At 63.8% G+C, this 12608-nt stretch carries 12 protein-coding genes and 1 pseudogene; 10 read left to right on the forward strand and 3 right to left on the reverse strand.

What is annotated here, in order from left to right:
• Positions 1-18 precede the first annotated feature (18 nt).
• Positions 19-2229: a phosphoribosylformylglycinamidine synthase subunit PurL gene (gene purL, locus U8326_RS05575; RefSeq protein ID WP_324742850.1), complete on the reverse strand. Its 2211-nt coding sequence runs from the start codon at positions 2227-2229 to the stop codon at positions 19-21.
• A gap of 85 nt (positions 2230-2314) precedes the next feature.
• On the opposite strand from purL, the gene U8326_RS05580 reads away from it, so the two are divergent.
• The 7 genes from U8326_RS05580 (at position 2315) to U8326_RS05610 (ending at position 7643) form a co-directional block, all read left to right on the forward strand.
• Positions 2315-2566: an exodeoxyribonuclease VII small subunit gene (locus U8326_RS05580; RefSeq protein WP_324742851.1), complete on the forward strand. Its 252-nt coding sequence runs from the start codon at positions 2315-2317 to the stop codon at positions 2564-2566.
• 8 nt (positions 2567-2574) lie between these two features.
• Positions 2575-3474 carry a farnesyl diphosphate synthase gene (locus U8326_RS05585; RefSeq protein WP_324742852.1) on the forward strand — a complete coding sequence of 300 codons (900 nt, stop codon included), beginning with the start codon at positions 2575-2577 and terminating at the stop codon, positions 3472-3474.
• Entirely contained in the window at positions 3474-4001 is a 528-nt protein-coding gene (coaD, locus tag U8326_RS05590; protein WP_324742853.1) for a pantetheine-phosphate adenylyltransferase, read from the forward strand. The genes U8326_RS05585 and coaD overlap by 1 nt, the downstream gene beginning before the upstream one ends.
• A 96-nt stretch (positions 4002-4097) precedes the next feature.
• Entirely contained in the window at positions 4098-4766 is a 669-nt protein-coding gene (locus U8326_RS05595) for a peptidylprolyl isomerase (RefSeq protein ID WP_324742854.1), read from the forward strand.
• Positions 4767-4806: 40 nt separating this feature from the next.
• Positions 4807-5835, forward strand: coding sequence for a tRNA preQ1(34) S-adenosylmethionine ribosyltransferase-isomerase QueA (gene queA, locus U8326_RS05600; RefSeq protein WP_324742855.1), 1029 nt, complete (start codon positions 4807-4809; stop codon positions 5833-5835).
• A 108-nt stretch (positions 5836-5943) separates the two neighbouring features.
• Positions 5944-6870, forward strand: a complete 927-nt coding sequence (locus U8326_RS05605) for an ABC transporter ATP-binding protein (RefSeq protein WP_324742856.1) — start codon at positions 5944-5946, stop codon at positions 6868-6870.
• 5 nt (positions 6871-6875) lie between these two features.
• Complete coding sequence (locus U8326_RS05610; protein ID WP_324743534.1) at positions 6876-7643, forward strand: ABC transporter permease; 768 nt, start codon at positions 6876-6878, stop codon at positions 7641-7643.
• A 32-nt stretch (positions 7644-7675) separates the two neighbouring features.
• Here U8326_RS05610 and U8326_RS05615 read toward each other — a convergent pair whose 3' ends face one another.
• Both U8326_RS05615 and U8326_RS05620 read right to left on the reverse strand, forming a co-directional pair.
• The gene (locus U8326_RS05615) at positions 7676-8311 is read right to left on the reverse strand and encodes a class I SAM-dependent methyltransferase (protein WP_324742857.1); all 636 of its coding nucleotides are present in this window, start codon (positions 8309-8311) and stop codon (positions 7676-7678) included.
• Between the two features lie 175 nt (positions 8312-8486).
• A complete protein-coding gene (locus tag U8326_RS05620) occupies positions 8487-9260 on the reverse strand; it encodes a TSUP family transporter (RefSeq protein WP_324742858.1) in 774 nt (257 codons plus the stop codon).
• A 41-nt stretch (positions 9261-9301) separates the two neighbouring features.
• On the opposite strand from U8326_RS05620, the gene tgt reads away from it, so the two are divergent.
• The 3 genes and pseudogenes from tgt to U8326_RS16415 all read left to right on the forward strand — a co-directional run bounded on the left by tgt (position 9302) and on the right by U8326_RS16415 (position 12582).
• Positions 9302-10426: a tRNA guanosine(34) transglycosylase Tgt gene (gene tgt, locus U8326_RS05625; RefSeq protein WP_324742859.1), complete on the forward strand. Its 1125-nt coding sequence runs from the start codon at positions 9302-9304 to the stop codon at positions 10424-10426.
• 209 nt (positions 10427-10635) lie between these two features.
• Positions 10636-11508, forward strand: a pseudogene (locus U8326_RS16410) (thiamine pyrophosphate-dependent dehydrogenase E1 component subunit alpha); the annotation flags it as partial.
• A gap of 87 nt (positions 11509-11595) precedes the next feature.
• The gene (locus tag U8326_RS16415) at positions 11596-12582 is read left to right on the forward strand and encodes an alpha-ketoacid dehydrogenase subunit beta (RefSeq protein ID WP_416385528.1); all 987 of its coding nucleotides are present in this window, start codon (positions 11596-11598) and stop codon (positions 12580-12582) included.
• Positions 12583-12608 lie beyond the last annotated feature (26 nt).

Here is a 12608-nt window from a genome sequence, read left to right on the forward strand (position 1 = left end):
GCAGACGAGCCGAAAGGGTCAGACCGCCATCCAGTTCCGGAAGAAGGCTTCGTTCGTCTCGCGCAACTGGTCGACTGCGACGTTGAATCCCGGCCCCTTGACCGACGAACCGTCGGTCGTGCCGATGCGCGTCATGGGAATACCGGCGGCCTGGATGGTGTCGGCAACGGCGCTGGTCACGACATAGCGCGCCTGATCCTCGCCAAAGGCGGTGAAATGATCGCCGATCTGCTCCAGTTCACAGCCGATGCCGCTCGCCATCGCCATTTCAGCCAGCGCGACGAGCAGGCCGCCGTCGGAAACGTCATGCACCGCGCTGACCTTGCCCTCGGCGATCAGCTTGCGGACCAACTCGGCATGGGCGCGCTCGGCAGCCAGATCGACCGGCGGCGGCGAGCCGTCCTCGCGGCCATGAAGCTCGCGCAGCCATAGCGATTGGCCGAGATGGCCCCCCAAAGAACCATTGGCGTTCTTGCCGATCACGAAGATCGCCTCGCCTTCGCTCTTGAAGGCGATGGTTGCCATCTTTTCGTAATCGTCGAGCAGGCCGACCCCGCCGATGGCCGGCGTGGGCAGGATGGCGGAGCCGCCGCCCGTGGCCTTGCTCTCGTTGTAGAGGCTGACGTTGCCGCTCACGATCGGATAATCCAGCGCCCTGCAGGCGTCGCCCATCCCTGCCAGACAGCCGACGATCTGCGCCATGATCTCCGGCCGCTGCGGATTGGCGAAATTGAGGCAGTTGGTGATCGCAAGGGGCCTGGCGCCGACCGCCGACAAGTTGCGGTAGCTCTCCGCCACCGCTTGCTTGCCGCCCTCGTAGGGGTCGGCATAGCAATAGCGCGGGGTGCAATCCGTGCTGATCGCCAGCGCCTTCTTCGTCTCATGCACGCGCACCACCGCCGCGTCGCCGCCGGAAAGCTGGAGCGTGTCGGCGCCGACCTGGCTGTCGTACTGCTCCCAGATCCAGCGGCGGCTCGCAAGGTCGGGGCTGCCCATCAGCTTGAGCAGGTCCGCGGCGATATCGGTGCTTTCCGGGATATCTCCCAGCGGCTTTACCTTTGCCCAGGCCTTGTATTCCTCGCGGCTCACATAGGGCCGGTCATATTCCGGAGCGTCGTCGGCCAGCGGGCCGAGCGGAATATCGCAGACCACCTCGCCATCGAATTCCAGCACCATGTGGCCCCCATCCGGGCCAGCTTCGGTCACTTCGCCGATCACGGCGAAATCCAGTTCCCACTTCCGGAAAATCGCCTCGGCCATCGCTTCCTTGCCGGGCTTGAGGACCATGAGCATTCGCTCCTGGCTCTCGCTCAGCATCATTTCGTAAGGCGTCATCCCTTCTTCGCGGCATGGCACCTTGTTCATGTCGAGCCGAATGCCCGCGCCGCCCTTGCTCGCCATTTCGACCGAGGATGAGGTGAGGCCGGCGGCGCCCATGTCCTGGATCGCGACGATCGCATCCGTCGCCATCAGTTCGAGGCAGGCTTCGATCAGCAGCTTTTCGGTGAACGGATCGCCGACCTGGACGGTGGGCCGCTTCTCGTCGGAATTCTCGTCGAAATCGGCGCTGGCCATGGTCGCGCCATGAATCCCGTCCCGCCCCGTCTTGGAGCCGACATAGACGATGGGATTTCCGATCCCGGTAGCCGCCGAATAAAAGATCCTGTCGGTATCGGCGACACCCACGGTCATCGCATTGACCAGGATGTTGCCGTCATAGGCCTTGTGGAAGTTGGTTTCCCCCCCGACCGTGGGCACGCCCACGCAATTGCCATAGCCGCCGATTCCGGCCACCACCCCCTGCACGAGATGCCTCATCTTCGGATGATCCGGCCGGCCGAAGCGCAGTGCGTTCATATTGGCGACGGGGCGCGCGCCCATGGTGAAAACGTCGCGCAGGATACCGCCCACGCCGGTCGCCGCGCCCTGGTAAGGCTCGATATAGCTGGGGTGATTATGGCTCTCCATCTTGAAGATGGCGGCCTGCCCGTCGCCGATATCGATCACGCCGGCGTTCTCGCCCGGCCCGCAGATCACCCAGGGGGCCTGTGTCGGCAGCTTCTTGAGATGAAGGCGGCTCGATTTGTAGGAGCAATGCTCCGACCACATGACCGAGAAGATGCCCAGTTCGACAAGGTTCGGCTCGCGTCCCAGCGCGTTCAGGACACGCTCGTATTCCTCGGGAGAAAGGCCGTGGGACTCGACGATTTCGGGAGTGATCTGGCTCATGTCGCGCGCCTTAGCCGCGCCTGCGCGATCCCGCTAGCCCTGCGATGCTTGACCGGAGCGCTTTGGCCCGTCAATGCTCGCGCGGATGGATGAACAGGCCCGGGACATCGCTGCCATGAGCTTCGAGGATGCGCTCCGCGCTCTCGAGGAAGTCGTGCGCAAGCTGGAGAGCGGGGAAGTTCCGCTCGATGATTCGATAGAGCTGTATGAACGCGGCGAACTGCTGCGCCAGCATTGCCAGGCCAGGCTCGATGCGGCCCAGGCGCGAATCGAGAAGATCGTGTCCGGGGGCGGCGGCAGGCCCGTCGGCACAGAGCCGTTCGGCACAGCCGATTGAACGCGATCATGGCTGCGGTCGACAGCTTGCTGAAGCACGAACTGATTCGGATACAGCGGGAAGTCGATAGCCTGTTCGACGCCTTGCTCCCCATTCCATCGGATTTCCGCGTGCGCCTAGTAGAAGCCATGCGCCATGCCACTATCGGCGGCGGCAAGCGGGTGCGGCCCTTGCTGCTCACGGCCACGGCGCAGATGTATGGGGTGGATCGGGAGGTCGCGTTGCGCGCCGCCTGTGCGATCGAGGCGATCCATGCCTATTCGCTGATCCATGACGATCTTCCCTGCATGGACGACGACGAATTCCGCCATGGCAAGCCGACCGTGCATCGCGCCTTCGATGAAGCCACAGCCGTGCTGGCGGGTGACGCGCTGCATGCCCTCGCATTCGAGATACTGGCCGACCCCCGGACCAGCGGCGATCCTTTCCTTCGGGCGGAGCTTGTCGGCACGCTGGCTTCGGCCAGCGGTTTCAATGGCATGGCCGGGGGGCAGATCATGGACATAGCCGCCCAGACCGCCGCATTCGATCTTGCCACGATCACCCGCCTTCAGCAGCTCAAGACCGGCGCATTGCTCAGCGCTGCGGTGGAAATGGGGGCCATCCTGGGCCATGTTTCACCGGAAGGGAGAACCCATCTGCGCGGCTATGCCCGAGATGTCGGGCTGGCCTTTCAGATCGCGGACGATCTGCTCGACCATGAAGGCGACGAGAGCAAGGCCGGGAAGGCGCTTCGCAAGGATGATACAGCGGGCAAGCAGACGTTTCTTACGCTGCTTGGGGCGGAGCGCGCCCGGGATCAGGCGCGCATCCTGGTGGAGCAGGCGATCGGCCATCTTTCGCAACATGGGGCCGAGGCCGATCTGCTGCGCAGCGTTGCCAGGTTTATTTTGGAAAGGGATCACTGATGGGGGGCATAGGGCAGGGCGAGCGGGTAGGGGTCTACCCAGGAACGTTCGATCCGATTACGCGGGGGCATTCCGACATCATCCGCCGAGGGGCCAAGCTGGTCGACCGGCTGATTATCGGCGTAACCACCAATCCTTCGAAAAATCCCATGTTCTCGCCGGAAGAGCGCATCGCAATGGTGGAGCGGGAGATCGCATCGCTCCGCCTTGCCAACGTAACCGTGACGGGGTTCAACGCCTTGCTCATGAAATTCGCGGAAAGGCAGGGGGCGACCGTAATCGTCCGGGGCCTGCGCGCCGTGGCGGATTTCGAATATGAGTATCAGATGGCCGGGATGAACCAGCAGCTGAATGCCGGGATCGAGACGGTTTTCCTGATGGCGGACGTCAGCCTGCAGCCCATCGCCTCCAAGCTGGTCAAGGAGATCGCGCTGTTCGGGGGCGACATATCCCCGTTCGTCAGCGCGCCGGTGCGCGACGAAGTGATTGCCAGAGTGCGGAAACTTGGCCGGCTTGGCGATTATTGACACCCGCCGGGCACAAACATGCATCGTTCATTGAACCGACAGTCGGCAGCCGGTAAGGCCCGTCGCCATCCTCCAAGCAGAGCAATCGAGACGCCAATGTATAAAAGCCTGATCCGCCTGGCGCTTGCCCTTCTTATCGGTTTCATGCCGGGCCTTGCCCAGGCTCGCGATGAGCAGGCCGCTGCGGCTCCCAGGGTTTATGCTCAGGTGGACTACGATCTTTCCCATGATCCGGAAAACATCCTGCTGCTCGATCTTTCCACCGGCCAGCGGGTAGCGATCAGGCTGATGGCGGATTGGGCGCCCAACCATATCGAACGGATCAAGACGCTGACCCGTCAAGGTTTCTACGACGGCGTCATCTTCCACCGCGTCATCGAGGGTTTCATGGCGCAGACCGGCGACCCCACCGGCACGGGCACGGGCGGCTCGCAGCTTCCCGATCTGGCCGCGGAATTCAACGACCTGCCGCATGTTCGCGGGACCGTATCCATGGCGCGCGCGCAGGCGGAAAACAGCGCGAACAGCCAGTTCTTCATTGTGTTTTACCCGCGTTTCGCGCTGGATCGGAAATATACCAACTTCGGGCGCGTGATCGACAATATGGATGCGGTGGACGCCATCGCCCGGGGCGAGCCGCCGGCCAACCCCACCCGCATCCTGCAGGCATCCATTGCGGCCGACAACAAGCCGCGCCCCACCTTCGTGCCCCCGGCTGCGGAGCCGATCACTCCCGAAATGCTGAGCAACTCCCCGTCTCAGTAAGCCTTGGCAATCGGGCGCGGCACCGCCTAAGGGCCGCGCCATGCGTGTTGACCTGTTCGACTTCGACCTGCCGCCTGAGCGGATAGCGCTGCGCCCGGCGCGCCCGCGCGACAGCGCGCGGATGCTGGTGGCGCAGGGCGAAAGCGGGCTGACGGATGCCGTCGTCAGCGATCTGCCGAACTGGCTGCGCGCCGGCGATGTGCTGGTGTTCAACGACACCCGCGTCATTCCCGCCCAGCTCGAGGGAATGCGCGGCGATGCCCGGATCGGGGCGACACTGCACAAGCGGATCGACCTGAGGCGCTGGCAGGCCTTCATCCGCAATGCCAGGCGCCTGCGCGAAGGCGATGCGATCCGCTTCCCGGCCGGGGTCGAGGCTATCGCGGAGAACCGCCACGACGATGGCAGCTGGACCCTGGCCTTCGCCGGGGACGAGTCGGTCGAAGTGCTGCTGGAGCGGGCGGGGCGAATGCCGCTGCCGCCTTATATCGCTGGCAAGCGCGCCACGGATGAGCAGGACCGGGAGGATTACCAGACCATCTTCGCGCGCGAGGACGGCGCGGTCGCGGCGCCGACCGCCGCGCTGCATTTCACGCCCGGGCTGCTGGCCGCGCTCGACGAGGCGGGAGTGAAGCGCGAAACGCTGACTCTGCATGTCGGCGCGGGTACTTTCCTGCCGGTCAAGGCGGACGATACCGAAGATCACCGCATGCATGCCGAATGGGGAAGGATCGACGCCGCCACGGCGGATCGGCTGAACCGCGCGCGGTCCGGCGGCGGCCGGTTGATCGCCGTGGGCACCACATCGCTGCGCCTGCTGGAAAGCGCGGCGGACGAGAGCGGGCTGATCCGCCCCTTCGCGGGCGATACCGCGATCTTCATCACGCCGGGCTATCGCTTTCGCGCTGTCGACGGATTGATGACCAATTTCCACCTGCCGCGTTCGACCCTGTTCATGCTCGTCAGCGCCTTGATGGGGCGCGAGAGGATGCAGGCGATCTACGCCCATGCGATCCGCGAGCATTACCGCTTCTACAGCTATGGCGACGCCAGCCTGCTGATCCCCTGACGAGCCGGGCGCGGCAAGCTGTCGCATTGCCGCCACGCGCATCAGGCAACCGCGCGGGCAGGGCGAACGCCCCTTGCAAAGCGGGCGGCACACGCCAGATTGCGCTTCGTGGAACCGATTCTGGAATTGCGAGGCCTCACCAAGACTTATCCCGGTGGGCTGACCGCGCTCGACAATGTGGACCTGACCATCCGGCAGGGGGAAATCTTCGCCCTGCTCGGCCCGAACGGCGCTGGCAAGACGACGCTGATCGGCGCGGTCTGCGGCATGGTGCGGCCCAGTTCGGGCACCATTCATGCGTTCGGCATGGATCTGGCGAGGGATTGGCGCCGCGCCCGTGCGCGGATCGGACTGGTGCCGCAGGAACTCGGCTTCGACATCTTCGAGAATGTGGAAAGAGTCGTGCGGCACTCCCGCGAGCTGTTCGGGCTTGCGCCCAGTTCCGCCCGCACCGAGGAAATCCTGCGGGCGCTGTCGCTGTGGGACAAGCGCAAGACCGAGATCCGCAACCTGTCCGGCGGCATGAAGCGCCGGGTGCTGATCGCCAAGGCGCTGGCGCACGAACCGGAACTGCTGTTCCTCGATGAGCCGACCGCTGGCGTCGATGTGGAATTGCGGCGGGACATGTGGCGGCTGATCGGCCGGCTCCGCGACCAGGGCGTGACCATCATCCTGACCACCCATTACATCGAGGAAGCGGAGGAAATGGCGGACCGGGTCGGGGTGATCGACGGGGGCAGGATACTGCTCGTCGAGGAAAAGCACGCCCTGATGGCGCGCCTGGGCCGGGTCGAAGCGGTGCTGACGCTGGCGGAACCGCTGCCCGCCATCCCCGATTCCCTGTCCCCTTTCCCCGTCAGCCTGGACGACAGCGGGCGAGTGCTGTCCTATCGCGGCGCGGGGGACGGCGCGGACAGCGAGGTGGCCGCGCTGGTGCAGGCGCTCGTGAAACAAGGGATCGGCTTCACCGCGCTGGATATTCACGAATCAAGCCTGGAGGACATCTTCGTGGATCTGGTGGAGAAGCGGGCGTGAGCGGAATCTACTTCAACTGGCGCGGCGCATGGGCGATCTACAAATACGAGCTGTCCCGCGCCTGGCGCACCTTCTTCCAGACCATCCTGGCCCCGGTGCTGACCACCTCGCTCTATTTCATCGTCTTCGGCGCCGCGATCGGCGGGCGGATCGATGAAGTCGGGGGAGTGTCCTATGGCGCATTCATCGTGCCCGGGCTGCTGCTGCTGACGCTGCTGAGCGAAACCACCGCCAATGCGAGCTTCGGGATATATATGCCGCGCTTCACCGGCTCGATCTACGAACTGCTTTCCGCACCGGTGGGAGTCGCCGAAACCCTGCTGGGCTTCGTCGGCGCGGCGGCGACCAAATCGCTGATTATTTCAGCCATCATCCTGGTCACGGCCAAGCTGTTCGTCGATTACACCATCGTCCACCCCTTGCTGGCCGCGGCGTTCGTCATCCTCGTCGCGGCCGCCTTCAGCCTGTTCGGTTTCATACTAGGGGTTTGGGCCGATGGGTTCGAGCGGCTCCAGGCGATCCCGATGCTGGTGCTGACTCCGCTGACCTTCCTCGGCGGCACGTTCTATTCCATTGGAATGCTGCCCGAGCCATGGCGCAGCATGGCCTTCGCCAATCCCATAGTCTATCTCGTGAATGGCCTGCGCTGGACCTTCTATGGCCAATCCGATGTGGACATTCGGCTTTCGCTGGGCCTGACCCTGGCCTTTCTGGCAGTGTGCGTGACGATCATAACAGTGATCTTCAGGACCGGATGGCGCCTGCGCCATTAGGGTGATTTCTGGGCCTGCCGGTGATCCGCTCGCTAGGCTATGGCTATGAGTGATTTCGTAAAACCAGCCAGCTTCTCCCGGTGAATTGTGGAAGCTGGAAACAAGGCGGCCATGTCACGGAAGCTGAGAAGATTTATCGTATCCACCATGGATCGGGCATCGGCATATGCGTTTGCAGGCCCCATGAACCCTCGCTTCCTTTTAACCAGACTGCTCGCCCGCCATTGCGCTGGTAAGAACTGATAGAGCGGCCTCCGATAGTGAGGCTCAAAAGGGAACCAGAAGTTCGGCGTTTGAATGAAATGCCGTGGGGCAAGGCGATGTATCTCGCCAGCCATCCTCTCCATTTCCCGCCACTGTCCAACATGCTCGATAACGCTGTTGGAATGAACAATATCGAAGCTGCGATCAGGATATTCTCTCAGATCGGTGGCGTCGCCATACCGAACCTGAAAGCGCCCCGCCTCCATATCCTGACGGTCCAGATTTATGATCGTGACATTCGCAATCGAGGCCGGGAGAAGGGACTCAAGCGCTTTCCAATAGGAAAGCGTCCCGCCCAGGTCGGCAATATGCACCGACCCCGCTGGTTTGATTTTCAAATCCATCACCGAAAGGAAGATTTCGAAGCGCTTCAGCCTAAATCGGCTCTCAACAGAAACTTCCATGCGTGTCCCCCCAACCCGGGGAAATCACAACAAAGCGATCAACTTATGTCGACTCAGACAATCTCCGTTTTGGAGTCGACAGGGGGAGTGCGAGGCGACGGCCGCTTTCCATCCAATCTTGCCAATTGCGCCATCTTTGGCCGATGGGATATTCCCGACCTTGCAGGTTTCTGGCCTAGCCCGAGAAATAACCCCACAGCAGGCGTGCGGTCAGTCCCAGCGAAATGACCACCAGCAGCGGGCGGATAAGCCGCGCGCCGTAACGTATCGCGCTGTGCGAGCCGAGCCAGCTTCCGGCCATGCAGCCCAACCCGATGGCGATGCCCAGCATCCAGATCACCTTGCCGCCCAGGATGAACATCAGCAGCGCGCCGAAATTGCTGGTGAAGTTGAACAGCTTCGCCAGGGCGGTCGCCCTGGTCAGGCCCATGCCCCTCAGGGCCACCAGTGAAGTGGTGAAGAAGCTGCCAGTGCCGGGTCCGAAAAAGCCGTCATAGAAGCCGATCGACCCGGTCACCGGCGCATAGGCGTGGCGGGAGAGCCGGTGATGCCGGTCATGATCGTCCATTCGCGGAGACAGCAGGACATAGGCCGCGCAGAGCATCAGCAGCACCGGCACCACGAGTTGCAGGACGTCCGGGTCGAGCGCCTGCACCGCCAGCGACCCGGCGGCCGAGGCGACCAGCACACACAGGACCAGCGGCCAGTTCGCGCGGATGTCGAGCAATCCCTTGCCGTGATAGGTCCAGGTGGCCATCGCCACGCCCATCGTCGACTGCAGCTTGTTGGTGCCGAGCGCGAGATGCGGGGGCAGCCCGGCCGAAAGCAGGGCAGGCATCATGATCAGCCCGCCGCCGCCCGCGATCGCATCGATGAAGCCGGTGAGTATCCCGGTTGCCACCAGGGCGGCGTATATCCACGGTTCCAGTTCCATCGGCGCATCGTCCATTTGCCAGTTGCCACAAGTCGCATTATGCGCCGCTTCCCGAAATGACCCGATTTTCCTTCACCGTGGAAGCCACCGATGGCAAGGCCCGGCTTGGCCGCATCTCCATGCAACGTGGGGAAATCCGCACTCCGGCGTTCATGCCGGTGGGCACGGCCGCCACCGTGAAGGCGATGAAGCCGGACGATGTGCGCGCCACGGGCGCCGATATCATCCTGGGCAATACCTATCATCTGATGCTGCGCCCCGGCGCGGAGCGGGTGGCAAGGCTCGGTGGGCTGCACAAATTCATGAACTGGCCGCGCCCGATCCTGACCGACAGCGGCGGCTATCAGGTGATGAGCCTCGCCGATCTCAGGAAGATCACCGAGGAAGGGGTCAGCTTCCGCAGCCATCTCGACGGTTCGCGGCATATGCTGACACCGGAACGCTCGATGGAAATCCAGCGCCTGCTCGGCTCGGACATCGTGATGGCGTTCGACGAGTGCCCGCGTGCCGACGAGCCGCGCGAGGTGATCGCCCGCTCCATGGAAATGTCGATGCGATGGGCCAGGCGCAGCCGGGACGGCTTCGACAGTGCGGAAGACCATGCCGGGCGCGCGGCCCTTTTCGGCATTCAGCAAGGCGCGCTGGACGAGGAATTGCGCCGCCAGAGCGCCGAGGCGCTGATCGGGATCGGCTTCGATGGCTATGCGATCGGGGGGCTTGCCGTCGGCGAAGGCCAGGAAGCGATGTTCGCCACGCTGGATTTCGCCCCGGCGCAATTGCCCGAGGACCGCCCGCGCTACCTGATGGGGGTGGGCAAGCCTGACGATCTGGTCGGCGCGGTGGAACGCGGCGTGGACATGTTCGATTGCGTGCTGCCGACCCGTTCCGGACGGAACGGCCAGGCCTTTACCTGGCACGGCCCGCTCAATCTGCGCAACGCGCGCTTCGCGGAGGATACAGCGCCGCTCGATGAACGTTGCGGCTGTGCGGCCTGCACCCAGTTCAGCCGCGCCTATCTTCACCATCTGATAAAGGCGGGAGAGATACTGGGGGCGATGCTGATGACCGAGCACAATCTGTTCTTCTACCAGCAATTGATGCAGGCCATGCGCGCGGCGATCGGGGAAGGGCGGCTCTCCGCCTTCGCGTCTGATTTCCGGCGGGATTATTTCGGCGGCTGAAACGCTCCGGGGCTGTTTTCCGCCATTGACTGCGGCAGCCATCGTCCTACCAATAAACTCGACAAAATCTCGGCAATGAACCGGGTTTTGGGATTCTATTTGGGAGATTGCGAATGGCAACCCGGGCTCGCGCCAGCAAGCGAACCAACCAGACCGGCAAGACCAACCAGGCCGTGTCGCCTGAGCGGATGCGCGAACTTTTCACGGTCATGTGCCGGATTCGTCGTTTCGAGGAAATGGCAACCGAACTGTTCAACGCGGGCATCATCAAGGGGCCGGCGCACAGCTATGCGGGCCAGGAAGCGATTGCCGCCGGAACCTGCGCCAATCTGACCAAGGCCGATTACATCGGCAGCTACCATCGCGGCCATGGCCACTGCATCGCCAAAGGGGCCGATGTCTCCAGGATGATGGCCGAACTGATGGGCCGCGCGACCGGCTCCTGCGGCGGGCTGGGCGGGTCGATGCATATTGCCGATCTCGATCTCAACATCCTCGGCGCGAACGGCATCGTCGGCGCGACCATGCCGCTGGGCGCCGGCGCGGCGCTTGCCGCCAAGCTGCGCGGCGACAAGCAGGTGTCGGTGGCGTTCTTCGGCGATGGCGCGTCCAACCAGGGCGTCTTCCATGAGGCGCTGAACCTCGCTTCGGTCTGGAAGCTGCCCATGGTGTTCGTATGCGAGAACAACCAATATGCGCTCTCCACGCCGATCACCGGCACGACTTCGGTCACCGAGATCTCGTCGAGAGCATCGGCCTATGGTGTGCCGGGGCTGACGATCGACGGCAACGACGCCGTCGAGGTGTTCAATGTCATCGGTGAAGCGGTCGAGCGTGCCCGCGAGGGCGGCGGTCCGACCCTGATCGAGGCGAAGACCTGGCGCTGGGGCGGGCACAGCATGCGCACCAATCTGGTCGATCCGCGCAGCGAGGATGACAAGAAAACCTGGCAGGCCCGATGCCCCTTGCTGCGGATGGAAGAAAGGATGCTGGAAGCGGGAATTGCGAAGGCGCAGATCACCCGCATCCGCAAGGCCATCGACAAGGAGATCGAAGATGCGGTCGCCTTCGGCAAGGAAAGCCCGACGCCCGATCTCTCGATCCTCGACAATGCGGTCTATGCCCCGCGCGCCGAAGCGGATGAACCGCCCGCGCCGGGCACGCGCGAACTGACCTATGCCCAGGCGCTGAACGAGGCGCTGGAGCAGGAGATGGAGCGGGACCCCGCGGTTCTGGTGATGGGCGAGGACATCGCGAAGATAGGCGGCGTGTTTCAGGTGACGGCCGGGCTGGCCGACAAGTTCGGACCGGATCGCGTGCGCGACACGCCGATTTCGGAATCCACCTTCTGCGGCGCTGGTGTGGGTGCCGCCATCGCCGGACTGCGCCCGGTGGTGGAAGTGCAGATCTTCGATTTCGTGACGCTGATGATGGACATGCTGGTCAACCAGGCCGCCAAGTTCCGCTTCATGAACGGAGGCACGGGCAAGGTGCCGGTGGTGGTGCGCGGCCCGCAAGGGGGCGGCATTCGCATGGCGGCGCAGCACAGCCAGAGCCTGGAGGCCTGGTTCGCCCATATCCCGGGCCTGATCGTGGTCGCGCCGTCCACGCCCTACGACGCCAAGGGCCTGCTGGCCGCCGCCATCCGCGAGGACAATCCGGTCGTGTTCCTGGAGCACAAGATCCTGTATCTCGGCCAGACCGCGCCGGTGCCGGAGGAACCTTACGTGATTCCGATCGGCAAGGCGGACATCAAGCGGGAAGGCACCGATGTCACCATCGTCGCCACCCAGGTCATGGTCCAGCGCGCGCTGTCCGCCGCCAAGGTGCTGGAACGCGAGGGCATCAGCGCGGAAGTGATCGACCCTCGCACGATCAAACCGCTGGACGAGGAAACCATCCTTGCGTCGGTGCGCAAGACCAATCGCCTGGTGATCGCCCATGAGGCTGTTCTGTCGGGCGGCTTTGGCGCGGAAGTGTCGGCCATCGTGATGGAAAAGGCGTTCGACTGGCTCGATGCGCCGGTGGTCCGGATCGCGTCCCGCGACGTGCCGATGCCTTACAATGACGAGCTGGAAGTGGCGGTGATCCCGTCCCAGGACGATATCGTCCAGGCCGTCCGCTCCATGGGGATCAGGAAATCGGTCGCGGCCTGAGCGCCTGAGCGGGATTGAAGAGATGG

This window comes from Tsuneonella sp. CC-YZS046 (genome assembly GCF_035581365.1).
Classification (GTDB): domain Bacteria; phylum Pseudomonadota; class Alphaproteobacteria; order Sphingomonadales; family Sphingomonadaceae; genus JAWKXU01.